This window comes from Bacteroides sp. An279 (genome assembly GCF_002159615.1).
Taxonomy (GTDB): domain Bacteria; phylum Bacteroidota; class Bacteroidia; order Bacteroidales; family Bacteroidaceae; genus Phocaeicola; species Phocaeicola intestinalis.
Genome location: NZ_NFJA01000016.1, coordinates 1 through 16751, shown reverse-complemented (window position 1 = coordinate 16751; position 16751 = coordinate 1). Strand labels below are relative to the sequence as shown.

At 44.2% G+C, this 16751-nt stretch carries 17 protein-coding genes; 8 read left to right on the top strand and 9 right to left on the bottom strand.

Annotated elements, in window-relative coordinates:
- Positions 1 to 17 precede the first annotated feature (17 nt).
- Positions 18 to 1475, bottom strand: coding sequence for an aminoacyl-histidine dipeptidase (locus tag B5F78_RS04680; RefSeq protein WP_087398209.1), 1458 nt, complete (start codon positions 1473 to 1475; stop codon positions 18 to 20).
- Between the two features lie 139 nt (positions 1476 to 1614).
- On the opposite strand from B5F78_RS04680, the gene B5F78_RS04675 reads away from it, so the two are divergent.
- The 3 genes from B5F78_RS04675 to trxA all read left to right on the top strand — a co-directional run bounded on the left by B5F78_RS04675 (position 1615) and on the right by trxA (position 2951).
- The gene (locus B5F78_RS04675) at positions 1615 to 1851 is read left to right on the top strand and encodes a hypothetical protein (RefSeq protein ID WP_087398208.1); all 237 of its coding nucleotides are present in this window, start codon (positions 1615 to 1617) and stop codon (positions 1849 to 1851) included.
- Between the two features lie 25 nt (positions 1852 to 1876).
- Positions 1877 to 2476 (top strand): OmpH family outer membrane protein, encoded by a 600-nt coding sequence (locus B5F78_RS04670; protein WP_022039379.1) that lies wholly within the window; start codon positions 1877 to 1879, stop codon positions 2474 to 2476.
- A gap of 178 nt (positions 2477 to 2654) precedes the next feature.
- The gene (gene trxA / locus B5F78_RS04665) at positions 2655 to 2951 is read left to right on the top strand and encodes a thioredoxin (protein ID WP_022039380.1); all 297 of its coding nucleotides are present in this window, start codon (positions 2655 to 2657) and stop codon (positions 2949 to 2951) included.
- Positions 2952 to 2954: 3 nt separating this feature from the next.
- Here the strand turns inward: trxA and B5F78_RS04660 are convergent, their stop codons facing one another.
- Positions 2955 to 4334 (bottom strand): transglycosylase SLT domain-containing protein, encoded by a 1380-nt coding sequence (locus B5F78_RS04660; protein WP_087406150.1) that lies wholly within the window; start codon positions 4332 to 4334, stop codon positions 2955 to 2957.
- A complete protein-coding gene (gene udk / locus B5F78_RS04655) occupies positions 4331 to 4942 on the bottom strand; it encodes a uridine kinase (RefSeq protein WP_087249625.1) in 612 nt (203 codons plus the stop codon). Before udk ends, B5F78_RS04660 begins: the two co-directional genes overlap by 4 nt.
- A gap of 257 nt (positions 4943 to 5199) precedes the next feature.
- Between udk and B5F78_RS04650 the strand changes: the two genes are divergently transcribed.
- The 3 genes from B5F78_RS04650 to tpx all read left to right on the top strand — a co-directional run bounded on the left by B5F78_RS04650 (position 5200) and on the right by tpx (position 6601).
- Positions 5200 to 5502 carry a Dabb family protein gene (locus B5F78_RS04650; protein WP_022039383.1) on the top strand — a complete coding sequence of 101 codons (303 nt, stop codon included), beginning with the start codon at positions 5200 to 5202 and terminating at the stop codon, positions 5500 to 5502.
- 7 nt (positions 5503 to 5509) lie between these two features.
- Complete coding sequence (locus B5F78_RS04645; protein WP_022039384.1) at positions 5510 to 5983, top strand: PaaI family thioesterase; 474 nt, start codon at positions 5510 to 5512, stop codon at positions 5981 to 5983.
- Positions 5984 to 6094: 111 nt separating this feature from the next.
- The gene (gene tpx, locus B5F78_RS04640; RefSeq protein ID WP_022039385.1) at positions 6095 to 6601 is read left to right on the top strand and encodes a thiol peroxidase; all 507 of its coding nucleotides are present in this window, start codon (positions 6095 to 6097) and stop codon (positions 6599 to 6601) included.
- A 72-nt stretch (positions 6602 to 6673) separates the two neighbouring features.
- Here the strand turns inward: tpx and B5F78_RS04635 are convergent, their stop codons facing one another.
- From B5F78_RS04635 to B5F78_RS04615, 5 genes are all read right to left on the bottom strand, one after another.
- On the bottom strand, positions 6674 to 7738 hold the full coding sequence (locus B5F78_RS04635) for a mannose-1-phosphate guanylyltransferase (protein ID WP_022039386.1): 1065 nt from the start codon (positions 7736 to 7738) through the stop codon (positions 6674 to 6676).
- Positions 7739 to 7990: 252 nt separating this feature from the next.
- Positions 7991 to 9463 carry a D-xylose transporter XylE gene (gene xylE / locus B5F78_RS04630; RefSeq protein WP_022039387.1) on the bottom strand — a complete coding sequence of 491 codons (1473 nt, stop codon included), beginning with the start codon at positions 9461 to 9463 and terminating at the stop codon, positions 7991 to 7993.
- Between the two features lie 125 nt (positions 9464 to 9588).
- On the bottom strand, positions 9589 to 10905 hold the full coding sequence (xylA, locus tag B5F78_RS04625) for a xylose isomerase (RefSeq protein ID WP_022039388.1): 1317 nt from the start codon (positions 10903 to 10905) through the stop codon (positions 9589 to 9591).
- Positions 10906 to 11165: 260 nt separating this feature from the next.
- Complete coding sequence (locus B5F78_RS04620) at positions 11166 to 12653, bottom strand: xylulokinase (RefSeq protein ID WP_022039389.1); 1488 nt, start codon at positions 12651 to 12653, stop codon at positions 11166 to 11168.
- A gap of 12 nt (positions 12654 to 12665) precedes the next feature.
- Complete coding sequence (locus B5F78_RS04615) at positions 12666 to 13403, bottom strand: NUDIX hydrolase (RefSeq protein ID WP_087249623.1); 738 nt, start codon at positions 13401 to 13403, stop codon at positions 12666 to 12668.
- A gap of 463 nt (positions 13404 to 13866) precedes the next feature.
- On the opposite strand from B5F78_RS04615, the gene thiD reads away from it, so the two are divergent.
- Both thiD and fabD read left to right on the top strand, forming a co-directional pair.
- Entirely contained in the window at positions 13867 to 14715 is an 849-nt protein-coding gene (thiD, locus tag B5F78_RS04605) for a bifunctional hydroxymethylpyrimidine kinase/phosphomethylpyrimidine kinase (RefSeq protein ID WP_022039392.1), read from the top strand.
- Between the two features lie 151 nt (positions 14716 to 14866).
- Positions 14867 to 15751 (top strand): ACP S-malonyltransferase, encoded by an 885-nt coding sequence (fabD, locus tag B5F78_RS04600; RefSeq protein WP_013618893.1) that lies wholly within the window; start codon positions 14867 to 14869, stop codon positions 15749 to 15751.
- Between the two features lie 782 nt (positions 15752 to 16533).
- Here the strand turns inward: fabD and B5F78_RS17555 are convergent.
- On the bottom strand, positions 16534 to 16751 hold a 218-nt coding region (locus tag B5F78_RS17555; protein ID WP_206421919.1), incomplete at its 5' end, for a hypothetical protein.

The window sequence follows — 16751 nt, the reverse complement described above, 5'->3', positions numbered from 1 at the left end:
TGTGCAATCATTTTTTATCAAGATTTCGCAGGAATATGTGCCAAAACATCCAGCAGATGACGCCAGAACTTATCTACTGTAGGAATCAGCATGCGCTCATCGGGCGAATGCACGCCACGCAAAGTAGGTCCGAACGATACCATATCCAACGAAGGATACTTCTCCAAAAACAATCCGCACTCTAATCCGGCATGAATGGCTTTTACTTTCGGTTCTGTTCCAAACAAGCGCTTGTAACTCTCTACGGCAATGTGCAATATTTCTGAAGAAGGATTGGGTTTCCAACCCGGATATCCGTCACCTGTTGAAACAGAAGCACCACCCAGCAAAAATGCTGCACTTACCATCATCGACATATCCTCACGCGAAGAAAGGATGGAACTGCGCTGACTGGTCACCACTGTCAGTTCCCCTTTTCCTTGTTTCACCGAAGCCAGGTTAGACGAAGTCTCTACCAATCCTGCAATGTCCTGGCTCATGGCATACACTCCATTATGCACAGCATAAATAGAAAGCAAGAAACGCTTCATGTCAGCAACTTCCATCACTTCCGCACGAGGTGCTTCCGATTCCAGGTCCATCTGCAAATTAGGTTCAGTTACAGCATATTCGTTTTCCACTTCCGACAAATACACGTTCAGGTCCACACGCACCGACTCCTTGTTTTCCATCGGGACTGCACATACAGCATAAGCCTCGCGCGGAATGGCATTATGCAGATTCCCTCCGTCTATCTCGCACAGACGCAGGTCGTATTTCCACATCAGTTGCACCAAGTAACGGTTCAACAGTTTGTTAGCATTCGCACGGTTCTTATTTATATCATCCCCCGAATGGCCTCCAGTAAGTCCTTTTACAACTACACGGAAAAAGAAATATCCTTCGGGTGCATGCGTCATCGGGCAAGGAAATACCGCTGTTGTACCCGCCCCTCCGGCACAACCGATAAATAACTCCCCTTCATCCTCCGAGTCCAGGTTTATCAGGATATCCCCTTTCATAAAACCTTCTTTCAAAGCGAAAGCACCGGTCAGTCCTGTTTCTTCGTCCACCGTAAACAAGCATTGTACAGGTCCGTGTTCCACATCATCCGAAGCCAGCAAGGCAAGTTCGGCTGCCATTCCGATTCCATTATCGGCTCCCAACGTGGTTCCTCTGGCTCTCAACCATTCCCCGTCAATATATGTTTCTATCGGGTCGGTTTCGAAGTTATGCTGTGTATCCTTGTTTTTCTCACACACCATATCCATGTGCGACTGGAGAATTACCGTTTTCAAATTCTCCTTGCCCCGCGAAGCCGGCTTCTCTATCAATACATTTCCAGCATCATCGGTCCGGGCATGCAACCCGTGCTTCTGGGCAAAATCCAACAGATAAGCTCTTATTTTTTCTTCCTTCTTGGAAGGACGAGGCACCTGGCACACTTCTTCAAAATATTGGAAGACAATAACAGGTTTCAAATCTTTTTTCTCCATAAATCAAGTGTTTATTTTTCTACTTCCGTAAAAATAAGTTAAAAATACGAATTAATGAGGATACTCCCCGCTTTTTTCAAGGACAAACATCCAATTTCGATAACAAAAAGTATATCTTTGCAGCACAAAATTAATAGAAATGCTTAAGACTATCCTCTTTACTGTGTTAATAGTTGCTATCAGCATAGCACTATTCTCTGTAAAGATACTCTTTACAAAAAACGGAAAATTCCCTAATACCCACGTCAGCGGCAACAAGGCGTTGCGTAGGAAGGGTATCGGGTGCGTACAATCGCAAGATCGCGAGGCAAGGCAAACGAATCCGCATGCCATTGCCGAACGTATGCCTAACGGAAAAGAACAGGAAAACAATTAATAACTAAGATACTGAAAAAAACATGATGAAAAAAATGAAGTATGTCCTGAATGGATTTTTGGCATTGGCTCTTGCGCTGATGTTCACACAATGCACTGACAAGAAAGCAGAGAATGGAAACTCGACGGAAATTACAGCTACCGTACCGGGAAGTATGAAAATAGCATACGTCGAAATAGACTCATTGCTGACTAAATACAAGTTCTGGAACGACCTGAACGAACAGATGATTCAGAAGGAGGAAAATATCCGTACTACCTTGAACGAAAAAGCCAAAGACTTGGACAACGATATGCGCGAATTCCAACGCAAATTGGAAAACAATGGTTTTGTAAGTCAAGAGCGTGCCGAACAAGAAAGAGTACGTATTGTCCAAAAACAGCAGAAATTGCAAGAACTGCAAGAAAAATTAACCAACGAACTACAGACAGAAAACCAAAAGAACAGCTTGCAATTGCGCGACTCCATCAATTCATTCCTGAAAATCTATAACAAAGACAAAGGATATAGCCTGATTATCAGCAATACCGGATTCGACAATCTGCTGTATGCAGACGACGCATTCAACATCACCGATGAAATTGTTGAAGGACTGAACGCCCGTTACAATCCGAGCAAGAAATAAACCTTTTTATATACAAAGACGAGGCACGACTTGGAAAGAAGAACATTCTCTTTCCGGGTCGTGCCTCATCTTTATCAAAAAATCCCCGGTTCCTACCGAACAAAACAAGAACCGGAAATGTTATAATAACAGATACATTCGCCCAATCAGACTATGACCCACTAAAAGCATTACGATTATGGAAACGTTTGCAGATTTAGTTACATCATCCACTCCTGTACTGGTAGACATCTACGCAGAATGGTGTACACCTTGCAAGGCTATGACACCTATCTTGAAACAACTGAAAGCAATGCAAGGAGATGCCATCCGGATTATCCAAATAAACATCGACAAGAATCCTCAAATAGCCCAGCATTATGCAGTACACTCTGTGCCTACACTTATGATATTCAAAAACGGCAAACAGCTATGGAGACAAAGCGGATTTGTGAACATCCATGAACTAAACCAAATCATCGAACAATTCAAATGATGTTTACCTTTTGATTTTCTTTTTGTAAAGGTCGGCACGCCCCATTACATCACGCACAAAATTATAAGTTTCCGTACCACGGAAATAACCGTTTTTACAAACCGGATCCTGATAATATTCCTCATTGCTCTTCAGCAAGATATAATGGTCTACATGGTGCTCCCACCGATAAGGGTCTTTTCCATATTTCTTCGCCAAAGCCATGGCATCGGTTATGTGTCCTGCTCCTGCATTGTAAGCCGCCAATACGAACTTCACCTGCTCATCCTTGTCATCCACCTTCCGGAAAATATTCTGCAACTGGGCTATATACTTTACCCCTCCTTTGATACTCTCTTCCGGGTCTTGCTCCTTGCCCCTTGGAATCCCCATAGCATGAGCCGTAACAGGCATCAGCTGCATCAGTCCTTTAGCACCGGCCCACGACACTACATCCGGATTGAAATTCGATTCCGTATAAACCAATGCTGCAAGCAACCGCCAATCCCATCCGATTTCTTTAGCATACTTACGGAACAAATCATCGTAATGCGATATCTTTCCATCCTTCACCGAGAGGATAGAACCATGCACCGGCTGCTTGTTAAGTTCAAAATAACGGCGTGCACTTGCCTTGAATTCCGGTGAATTGATATTTTCCTTGTGCCATTTATCTGCTGCCTGGGCAAGCAAAGGCGATGTTTTACGTACTGCCCACGAAGCACGCTGGTCGAAACTGACCACCAGCCTGATATCCAAGTTAGAATAATATGTACGGTTTATCTTTGCCACTTCATTGGTAGCTACGGTATAATCTATCTTACCTTCAGCCACCTGCGTAATCAAATCCTCGGTCGACAAGCTGTCCTCATCTACCAAATGAATACGTATGCCTCCTCCCAGCTCTTCATTCAAATGAACCAGACGTTCATAGTACTTTCCGGGACTTACATACACATCTTTGTCAATTAACTGGGTCACATCTTTCACTGCATCTCTACCTCTGCGTTGTACTACGACCTGATGCGTAATATTCTCCTCACCACAATAAATCAGACTGTCTTTCCACGCCTGTGTAATATCCAGATTATAAGCTATAAGGTCGCCTTTACCTTCCAGCAGGCATCGCACCATTTCCGAAGGATTGTTCACCACCTTCAGCTTCATTTTCAATCCCAGCGACTGCACGAACTGCTGTGCCAACTCATATTGAAATCCCATCGGTTCGCCCCGATAATTGAAATAGGAAGTAGAACTGTTGGCAGTAAGCACCACCAGTTCTCCACGTTCTTTAATGACAGGCAAATCAACATTCGCCTCACCTCCTGCCGACTGCCTGCCACTACAAGCTACCGACAGCCAACATATCAGTCCTATCCAACTCCAGAAAACAACTGTTTTCATCGGCCAATGATTTTTTCTATATATAGCTTCAGTATCTCGATAGCCTTCCAGTTGTGTCCACCTTGTGGAACAATCAAGTCTGCATATTGCTTGGCTGGTTCAATAAACTCCTGATGCATCGGTTTCAGCACCTTTACATACCGGTCCATCACGGCTTCGGCTGTACGTCCGCGCTCAATCACGTCCCGCTGGATAACCCGGATCAACCGTTCATCCGAATCTGCATCCACAAACACCCGCAAATCCATCAAATCCCGCAAGCGCTTATCACTTAATGCCAGAATACCTTCGATTATCACCACTTTACGCGGTTCTATATGAATGGTTTCAGGTTGTCGTGTACAAGTCAGATAAGAATAAACCGGCTGTTCTATCGCTTTTCCCTGCCGGAGCATCTCCACCTGTTTCGACAAAAGTTCCCAATCGAATGCATCAGGATGGTCGAAATTTATGTTCTGGCGTTCCTCTACAGGTATATGGCTACTGTCCTTATAATACGAGTCCAAAGGCAATAATGCCACTTCGTTGGCAGGCAAACTATCGACTATACTTTTTACGACTGTTGTTTTTCCGGAGCCTGTTCCTCCGGCAATACCGATGATAATCATGCTTTACTGGTTTTTAGATGTGGATAATTTGCACAAATATACACATTTTTCTCCTGCCCGCATCAAAAAAACGTTTTTTCAGCATATTTTATACCTTGAATTTACAAGAATGAGACATTGGCTGAATGAGGACATCCATGAAAAATAAAATCCATAAATCCGAAATGAAAAAAGCCCCTTGAAACAATCGCCGTAATCCGGAAAATACTTACATTTGTAGCAATAGACACAAGCATAAATTTTAAAACTTTTACATCATGGTAAAACATATTGTATTATTCAAGCTGAAAGAGACACTGACACAAACCGAAAAACAAGACGTTATGCACCGCTTCAAAGAAGCCATCGAAGCCTTACCGGCCCGCATACCGACTATCCGGCACATCTTTGTAGGACTGAACATCAATCCGGATGAAAAATGGGACATCTGCCTGGAAAGTGAATTTGACACACTGGAAGATATGAAAGCCTATTCAATTCACCCCGACCACCTGGCTGCTGCCGGAATCCTGAATGGATACAGACAAGACCGCGCCTGCACAGATTATATCATCAATTGACAAAGTTATGAAAAAAATTATCAACCCATGGGAAGGCATGAAGGGATATAACTGTTTCGGATGTGCTCCGCAAAATCCTTCAGGACTGAAAATGGAATTTTATGAAGATGGAGACAGTATCGTCAGTTACTGGAAACCTGATGAAAAATACCAGGGATGGCTGGACACACTGCATGGAGGCATCCAGGCTTTATTGCTCGACGAAACATGCGGATGGGTCGTCATGCGTAAACTACAAACCGCAGGCGTCACTTCAAAAATGGAAACCCGTTACCTGAAACCAGTACATACCACTGACAAGCTGCTTACCATCCGCGCTTCCATCCGTGAGCAACGAAGAAACATTATCACCATCGAAGCAACCCTCACCAATGAAGCAGGCGAAGTATGCACACAAGCCGTCTGTACCTACTTTGCCTTTCCACGTGAAAAAGCCGAACACGAAATGCATTTTCATGAATGTAAAGTAGAAGGAGAATAAAAAGAACTATTCGAAAAACATAAAAATAGCAAAAAGCATAAACTTGCACAACCAAAATCGAGGTTCTTTTGTTAACTTTACATAGAAGTTTAATTGATATACAAAGTAAATATGGCAAAAACAGCATTTCAAGGAAACCCTGTCACCCTGGCAGGTGAATTTGTAAAAACAGGAACGCAAGCTCCTGATTTTTCACTGGTAAAAGGGGATTTAAGTAGTTTCACCCTGGCAGACACCAAAGGGAAATATGCCCTGCTGAACATCTTCCCCAGCATGGACACAGGAGTATGCGCAGCATCGGTACGTAAATTCAACCAACTGGCAGCCCAAATGAGTGATACCATTGTATTGGCAATCTCGAAAGACCTGCCTTTTGCCCAAGGACGGTTCTGCACGACAGAAGGCATTGAGAACGTCATTCCACTATCAGACTATCGCTATACGTCCGATTTCGGAGAAAAATATGGCGTACTGATGACTGACGGTGTATTGTGCGGACTACTGGCACGGGCGGTGGTTATCATCAATCCGGAAGGCAAAGTAGTTTATACCGAACTGGTACCTGAAATCACCCAAGAGCCTGATTACGAGGCAGCCCTTGCCGCTCTGAAAGGCTAAATCCATCACTGCGGATTACACGGATAAAATCTCATAAGCAGATTTTTTATCTGTGTAATCCGTAGTGTTTTTTTATTCTGCAGCAAATTCCTTGATGCGCTGTTCTTCACTCAAGCGGCAAATCAGCAGACGGTCATTTTTTTCAGCAACGATGTAACCGTCAAGTCCTTGTACCACCACTTTCTTTTCTTCGGTAGTATGTACAATGCAATTACGGCTTTCGTGCAAATGAATGTTTTCTCCGATGCATACATTATTATGAGCGTCTTTATGCAAGTTATCGTGCAACGATCCCCATGTACCCAAGTCACTCCAACCGAATGAAGCCGGGAACACATAAATTTCTTCTGCTTTTTCCATGATGGCATAGTCGATAGAAATGTTTTCGCACGTAGGGAAAAGCTTGTCTATTTTCTCCTGTTCCACCTCTGTATAATAATAAGGCAGCAATCCTTCGAAAATGTTCGACATAGTAGGCTGGTACACCCGAAAAGCATTGACGATGGTGCTGACATTCCAAATGAATATACCGGCATTCCAGAAATAATTTTTCCGCTGTAAGTATCGTTTGGCCGTTTCCAAATCCGGTTTTTCCTTGAATGCATCTACCCGGTAGATTTCTTTATTGGAAGGACATGCCATAGAAAGATCACCTTCAATATATCCATATCCTGTTTCAGGACGCGTAGCCTGCATACCCAGAGTGACAATGGCATCAGAGTCGGCCGTAAACTTCAAAGCAGAATTGACTACCCTTACAAACTCACGCAAATCCATCACTATGTGATCACTCGGAGTAACCACTATATTTGCCTTGGGATTCTTCGCTTTGATTTTCCAACTCACATACGCTATACATGGAGCCGTATTTCTACGGCAAGGTTCTAATAAAATATGCTCGGGATTAATATCTGGAAGCTGTCCTTTCACCAGCTCTGCATAAGCCGCCGATGTGACAATCCACATATTTTCCACTCCGCACACATCACGAAAACGTTCAACCGTAAGCTGAAGCAACGTCTTTCCACATCCTAAAACATCAATGAACTGCTTGGGGAAATCAGTAGTACTCATCGGCCAGAACCGACTTCCCACTCCTCCTGCCATAATGACGACATGATTGTTATTCGAATTCATACTGAATTTATTATTTTAAATCTCAGTTGCAAATATATGTATTTTAATTTCATTAAGGCCATATTCAACAATTTTTTATCTCTTTTTCCAACGCAAAGTGTTATCAAACATAAGAACCTGACTGCTCCTTCTTTATCATAACAGAAACGATGCCATAAAAGCATTTCACCTGAAAAAAAACAAAAGGAGTTAGAAGTAAAATGTAAAGACTTCTAACTCCTTGAGATTATTTCCTGTCCGGAAAAGCCGAAATCAGCGTTTCCGTTTCCAAAGATTACTCATATCTTCCAGTGTCTTTCCCTTGGTCTCCGGAACCAGCCTCCATACAAACAGCGCAGCTATAATACAGATAGCCCCATAAAGACCATAAGTAAACCAATGTCCGAAATCAGGGTCATTGCTTGTCTGCATATTGAACATGGGGACAAACGAAGCACTCACAATCCAATTGAATATCCATTGGAAAGCCACGGCAATGGCTACAGCAGCTCCCCGAATCGTATTAGGAAATATTTCTGAAATGAGCACCCAGCAAATAGGTCCCCATGACATCATGAATGAAGCGCTATAAACCATGATGCTCAACATCGTCACCAGCTCCACACCGGCATGTCCGAAAGTAAACGCTACCCCCAAGGCACCGATAGCCATCCCGATAGAACCTGTGATAAGCAAGGGTTTACGTCCCCATTTTTCAACCGTAAAGATAGCAATAAGCGTAAACAGAATATTGACAATACCCATGATAATGGTTTGCATCATAGGATTCGCCATACCCATGTCATCAAAAATTCGCGGAGCATAATAAAGCACAGCATTGATACCTACAGCCTGCTGGAACACACTCAACATAATACCGACGAAAATAACAAGTACACCGTAAGTAAATACTTTCTCGGTTTTTTCCGTAATGGTATTTCTTATCTCGTTCAGAATGTTATTCCCTTCCGTCTTTCCATTGATTTTACAAAGCACGGAAAGTGCTTTGTCATCTTCTCCAGCCATGACGAGGTAACGCGGAGTCTCGGGCACAAAACAAATCAGTAAGGCAAATAACCCTGCCGGTACAGCTTCACTACCAAACATATAACGCCATCCGGTAGATATGGTCCACGGATCACTTCCTGGAGCCACAGCATTGATGCCCTGACCGATAGATTCTATAACAGGATTGGTATGATCGCCCAGAATAAAGAAATTCACCATATATACGACCAGCTGACCAAAAATAATGGCAAACTGATTCCACGATACCAATGTACCTCGGATATTAGACGGAGCCACTTCAGCGATGTACATCGGACAAATTGCAGAAGCAAGCCCTACCCCTACTCCTCCTATGACACGATAAATATTAAAAGCGATAAGCAACGGATAAGTCGGCACCCCATGCTCGAAAAACAAGAATTCAGGTACCATCGAGCCCAATGCAGAAATAAAAAACATGATACCGGCAAATATCAACGATTTTTTCCGGCCCCAATTCGAAGCCATATAACCAGAAACAGCACTGCCGATAATGCAGCCAATGAGCGCGCTGGCACATGTAAAGCCGTGCCATCCATCCGTATATACAAAATCTTCCGCTCCCAAGAAGAATGCCTGCAATCCTTTTTCCGCACCCGAAATGACTGCTGTATCATATCCGAACAGCAACCCTCCCAACACGGCTACAAGCACAATCGTAAAAAGATAAGTTTTACTTCCTTTTTCGGCGTAATCCATGATATAAAAACAAATAAGGTAAAGAATGAAGAACAAAAAAAATGAAGAACGAAGAACGAAGAATGAAGAACCGGGGGTACATCCGCCTATTCTTCACTCTTCATTCTTAATTCTTCATTCAACTATCAGCAATACATATTCACAATAGCTTCATACAATTCTTGCTTGCCGCTAGTCTGTTTCGGTTCGCCTACGGTCTTGGCGTATGCCACAACATCTTCCAGCGTCAGCTTGCCTTCTTCAAATTCTTTGCCCTTACCAGCATCGAACGAAGCGTAACGGTCTGCCAGCATCTTCTTGTATGGAGATTCTTCCAGCAATTTGGCTGCACTCAGCAGAGCACGTGCCATCACGTCCATACCTGCGATGTGGGCGATGAAGATATCTTCCAAGTCGGTAGAGTTGCGACGGGTCTTGGCGTCGAAGTTCGTACCGCCGTTGCCCAGACCGCCGTTTCGGATAATCTGCATCATGGCCTGGGTCAGTTCGTAGTTGTCAATCGGGAACTGGTCGGTATCCCATCCGTTCTGGTAATCACCGCGGTTAGCATCGATAGAACCCAGCATGCCGTTGTCTACAGCTACGCACAATTCATGTTCGAAGGTATGGCCGGCCAAGGTAGCGTGGTTTACTTCGATATTTACCTTGAAGTCCTTGTCCAGATTGTGGGCCTTCAAGAAACCTACTACGGTTTCAGTATCCACGTCATACTGGTGCTTGGTCGGTTCCATCGGTTTCGGCTCAATCAGGAATGTACCGGTAAAACCTTTAGCACGTGCATAGTCGCGGGCGATGGTCAGCATTTGTGCCAAGTGTTCTTTTTCACGTTTCTGGTCGGTGTTCAGCAACGACATATAGCCTTCACGTCCGCCCCAGAATACATAGTTACTACCGCCGAGTTCGATTGTTGCATCAATGGCATTCTTGATTTGAACACCAGCACGTGCTACAACATCAAAATCCGGATTGGTAGCAGCACCGTTCATATAACGTGCATGACCGAATACATTAGCCGTACCCCACAACAGCTTGATGCCAGTTTCAGCTTGTTTCTGCTTCAGATAAGCCACCACTTCTTTCAGGTTAGCTTCATATTCTTCAATTGTATCGGCTTCATCGCAAAGGTCTACATCGTGGAAGCAATAATACTCGATGCCCATTTTCTGCATGAATTCGAAACCGGCATCCACCTTGTCTTTGGCAGCTTGTACCTTATCAGGATTTCCTTTCCAAGGGAATTTCTTTGTTCCACCACCGAACTGGTCGCCACCTTCTGCACAAAGAGTGTGCCACCATGCCATAGAAAACTTCAACCAGTCTTTCATCTTCTTACCCATTACGACTTTTTCAGGATCATAATAACGGAAAGCCATCGGGTTCTTGCTTTCTACACCTTCGAATTTGATTTTGCCAATACCAGGAAAATACTCTTTTGTTGCCATAGTTTTATTTGTTTAAAAGTTAATGTATTGAGTTTGTGAGTTTTTAAGTTTTTAAGTTTTTAAGTTTTTAAGTTTTTAAGTTTTTAAGTTTTTAAGTTTGTGAGTTTTTAAGTTTGTGAGTTTTTAGCCTCCTTGCGTTTTCGCACCTTCTGTAGAGACGATGTGCACATCGTCTCTACGATGATGATACCAACGAATGCACACATAATGCCCAAAGAAGCATTAAACTAAGAAACTAAAAAACTAAAGAACTAAAAAACTCAAAAACCTACCTTATGCATGCATTCCAGCCAACGTTGGTAGGCATCTTCGTATGCCGATTTATTAGCCGCATCCGGTTCGATGACAGCCAGCTTATCCAAGGTAGCAAACGCCTCATCATTATTCTTATAAATGCCTGCGCCCATACCTGCACCTTTTGCTGCACCTACCGAACCATCGGTATCATAAAGTTCAATAGTCGCACCGGTCACTCCAGCCAGCGTATTGCGGAATATCGGGCTAAGGAACATATTGGCATGCCCGGCATGGATTTTTTGTACATCCATTCCCATATTCCTCATGATGTCGATGCCATACTTAAACGAGAAGACAATACCTTCCTGTGCCGCACGGATGATATGGTTGCGCGTATGCAGATTAAAGTTAATGCCATGGATAGAGCATCCTGTTTCCCGATTCTGAAGCATACGTTCCGCTCCGTTACCGAAAGGAAGGATACTGATACCACCTGCCCCAATCGGTGCCTGAGCAGCAAGGTCGTTCATTTCAGCATACGAAACACCTGCGGGTACTACCGTACGCTTCACCCATGAATTCAGTATACCCGTACCGTTAATGCAAAGCAATACACCCAAACGAGTCTGGTCTGCCGTATGATTTACATGAGCAAACGTGTTCACACGTGATTGAGGATCGTAATTAACCGAACCGTTTACACCATAAACGACTCCCGATGTACCTGCGGTAGAGGCAATCTCACCCGGATTGAAAACATTCAGAGAAAGTGCGTTATTCGGCTGGTCGCCCGCACGGTAGGTCACCGGAGTTCCTTCTTTCAATCCTAATTCGGCGGCGGCAACGGCGGTCACTCTTCCTTGTTCGGAAAAAGTAGGACGGATATCAGCTATCAACGAACGGTCGAAACCATAATAATCAAGCAGGAACTGAGCGACATCGTTTGCCTGGAAATCCCAAAACATACCTTCCGACAAACCAGAAACGGTAGTACAGATTTCACCAGTCAGACGCATGGCAATGTAATCGCCCGGCAGCATGATTTTATAAATCTGCGAGAAGACATCCGGTTCATTCTCCTTAATCCACGCCAATTTCGAAGCGGTAAAGTTACCCGGAGAGTTCAGCAAATGCGAAAGACACTTCTCTTCGCCCAATGTCTGAAAAGCTTTCTCCCCATAAGGAACAGCACGCGAATCGCACCAAATGATAGCCGGACGAAGCACTTGCTGCTGTTTGTCTACACAAACCAAGCCATGCATCTGATAAGAAATGCCGATAGCGGCAATTTCTTCTTTCTTTGCCCCGCTTTCATTCATAATAGCTTCTGTAGCCAACTTCAAGTTAGCCCACCACATTTCCGGCTTCTGCTCAGCCCATCCCGGATGAACGGCGATAATTTCCGCTTCCGTTTTCGGATAGAAAGCCGAAGCCACACATTTACCTGTCCCGGCGTTTACCAAACTGGCTTTCACCGAAGAACTACCAATATCATACCCTAACAAATACATAGTACAGTACGTTTATTTATGTTTATTATATATCTTCCTGTCAAAACGATAATACCGTGCGGCACGATGCGCAACTCCCTTTTCCTTTTCCTCCAATGGAACCACGTACGGCAACAAAGCGATTTTCTTATGGAAATTACGCACATCAAACTCTTTATCATACACCAGCTGATAAAGCACGCGCAACTGGGCTGCCGTAAATTTACGGGGAAGCAAGTCAAACATCACCGAAGGCGAACTTTCCACATAATGGCGGAGAACCACCAGCGCATCTTTGAGGACACGCAAATGATCAAAAGCCAAACCCTTCACCTCCGATACCGGCATCCAGCAAGCATCATAAGTAGCCGAAAGATTCGTGCTACGGCGGTCTATCTTCAACAACGACAAATAGGCAACGGTTACAATCCGTCCCACCTTATTTTTCGTTATCCGGTGAAAATGTTCCAGCCACAACACATCCCGTGGATCCGACGTACGGTCTTTCGAACCGTAAGCCTTGAATTGATTCATCCGGATATTCTTCAAACCCGTCAATTCCGTAAGCACCCGTTTGGCCGCATCGTCCAAATCCTCATCAGCATAAATCAGACTCCCCGGAAGCTTCATGTCGTTATATCCACTCCCTGCACCCTTGCCGATCTGCCGGACTAAAAGCACACGGAACTGCTCACCATCAAAACCTATCACCACGCAGTCGACCGACACGTGAACGTCTATTATCTGGTTATTTCCGGTTTGCTTTTCCATGAGTATTTTTCTTTGAACACTGCAAATATAAACACTTTTTGCATACGTTGTACACAAATACATAAATTATTTATCATGTTATTAAACATTATTCTTCAAACAAATAGTTTTCGTACATCATACAACAACCATGCATTGCTTTATCGTATCAGATACAAAAAGGGTAAAAGACCGCTTCCGGCTCCTTGCATTCTGCTTTTCAGCCGGCTCTGTTTATCCCCCAACAGGCTATATTTCCCGGCAAAGCCGTCTTGTTTTTATATTCCATGGGCTGGAATGTACGTTCCAGCCCATGGAACATACGTTCCAGCCCGTGGAATGTACGTTCCGGCTGGCGGAATATAAAACATACCTAACCGCATAAGACATATCACACACCCAGACAGACGTTTTAAAGCAGGTCCGAACAAGATAACGGGAAATTTCCTACCTTTGCAACCTGAATCATCCAGACACCAAAGACATGAAACACTACCCATGCATATTGACCATCGCCGGTTCCGATTGCAGCGGAGGAGCCGGCATACAGGCAGACATCAAGACCATTTCTGCCTTGGGAGCCTATGCGGCAAGCGCCATCACCGCCATCACCGTACAGAACACCTGCGGAGTAACAGGCATCCACGCCGTGCCTCCCACCTATATCCAAGGGCAAATCCAAGCGGTTATGACGGATATCCCACCTATATCCGTAAAGATAGGCATGCTGAATGACGCCGGAACCATCCGTGCCATAGCCGAATCCCTGCACAGGTTTACACCTTATTATAAATACATCGTGCTCGACCCCGTCATGGTCTCAACCAGCGGGTGCAAGCTCATAGAAGACGATGCCATCGAGGCACTGACCTCCTTGCTGATGCCCCTCGCCACCCTTATCACGCCCAATCTGAGCGAAGCGGAAGTGCTGACGGGAAAACGCATCGCCACGATACCCGACATGGAAAAAGCCGCAAAAGAATTGCTCGCCTTCGGAAGCCAGGCGGTCCTGGTCAAAGGCGGACACCTGAACGAGGCGGAGATGTGCGACGTGCTATATATAAAAGGAGAAGACCGGCCTCACCTGTTTTCTTCACCCAAAATCGAAAGCCGCAACACGCACGGCACCGGATGCACCCTTTCCTCTGCCATTGCCACGTATCTTGCCTTGGGAAAACCCTTGGAAGAAGCGGTCCGGAAAGCCAAGGCATACGTCTATCAAGGTATCTTGTCGGGAAAAGACGTGCATATCGGAGAAGGGCACGGACCGCTGAACCATTTCTTTGCACCGGTTCCCCTAAGGGTAAATGAAGAATTGAGAATGAAGAATTGAGAATGAAGAATTGAGAATGAAGAATTGGCTTATGTATTCCCTCTCCGCACGGAATTGGCTAACGCCGAACATTGTTTCTTCATTCTTCCTTCTTCATTCTTCATTAAAATCACTATCTTTGTCCCAAACATTAACTTAAAAAACAATCGATATGAAAGCATTTGTATTCCCCGGCCAGGGAGCACAATTCGTAGGTATGGGAAAAGACCTTTACGAGACCTCTCCACTGGCGAAAGAATTATTCGAGAAAGCGAATGAAATCTTAGGATACCGCATTACGGATATCATGTTCAACGGCACTGACGAAGATTTGCGCCAGACCAAGGTGACCCAGCCTGCCGTATTCCTGCACTCGGTTATCTCGGCATTGTGTTTAGGCGATGAGTTCAAGCCCGAAATGACCGCCGGACACTCATTAGGCGAATTCTCGGCACTGGTAGCTGCCGGAGCCTTGTCGTTCGAAGACGGATTGAAACTGGTTTACGCCCGTGCCATGGCGATGCAGAAGGCTTGCGAAATGCAACCCTCTACCATGGCGGCTATCATCGCTTTGCCCGACGAGAAAGTGGAAGAAATCTGTGCACAGGTAAGCCAGGAGGGCGAAGTATGTGTAGCGGCCAACTTCAATTGCCCGGGACAAATCGTCATCTCAGGTTCTATCGAAGGCATCAACAAGGCTTGCGAACTGATGAAAGCAGCCGGAGCGAAACGTGCCCTTCCGCTGAAGGTAGGCGGTGCTTTCCATTCTCCGTTGATGAACCCGGCTAAAGTAGAACTGGAAGCGGCTATCAACGCCACGGAATTCCATGCGCCGAAATGCCCCATCTACCAGAACGTAGATGCCAGACCGCATACAGACCCGGCTGAAATCAAAGCCAACTTAGTAGCCCAATTGACCGCATCGGTACGCTGGACGCAAACCGTACAAAACATGATTGCCGACGGAGCCACCGAATTCGTAGAATGCGGACCGGGTGCCGTATTGCAGGGATTGATTAAGAAAATCAACAAAGAAGCGAACGCACACGGGATTTGAGAAAAATAAGGAAGAATCTTGCATACATCACAAAACCCGTATGCAAGATTCTTCCATTTTATGATTACATCTAACAATCTTCTTATTTTATGAAGAAAATCTCTCATCCCACCATTACTTTCTTCGCAATAACCACTCTTGCTTTAACCATCACCGGATGGTGCTGGAATCAATTATCCCCTTTCTTAAGCGGCATTTTTGTATTTGACATCAAAGAATATTTCAAGACATCATTCTATGGAATCATTTTATGCACCATTTGGTTATATACTACACGAAAAAGACATAAAGAAACAATAAAACTTTTTCACGCGAAAAAAGAAAGGATGAACCAGGGTTATCAATCCCTTCAAAAAGAATTAAAACAAAAAGAAATCCAAATCGAACAATTACAGTATAAACTCACCTGCCAACAATCTGATATTAACAAAAAAGCAACTTTACAAAAAGAGTTAAGAAACTTAAACGCCCAGCGTGACATTCTTTTACAAGAAATCATACAACATTCAGATACCCGCACTAAAATAGAACATATCCTTATAGATTATAAACAAAAAGGACATTCCAAAGAAACACTATCCGAAAAAGATTGGAGAAGCCTTGCCAACGAATTAGACCAAAAAGACATCATACTACAATATAGCAACCAATTTTGTTTCACTCCAAGTGAACAAAATTATTGTTATCTATTATTGACCGACTATTCAGCTACCGATAGAGGAAAACTCCTACAATTAACCAGACAAACAGTATACCGTAGAGAACATGATATTCTAACCAAATTAGGTGAAAATTATGAAGCTGGAAAATTGAAAAACATTGTCCGGAAATGGGTAAGAAGCTGTTTTGAATTTCTCCAAAAAGTTTTTCTTGACTTGATGTATCCGTTTCCGTGTGTGCTTTGGGCGATTTTTTGGTTCTTTTCGCTCCTGTTCTTCGTCAGATAGCCCGCTATCTTCCTCATCACAGAAGCGAAAATGCCTCAAAAACTCATCCCAAA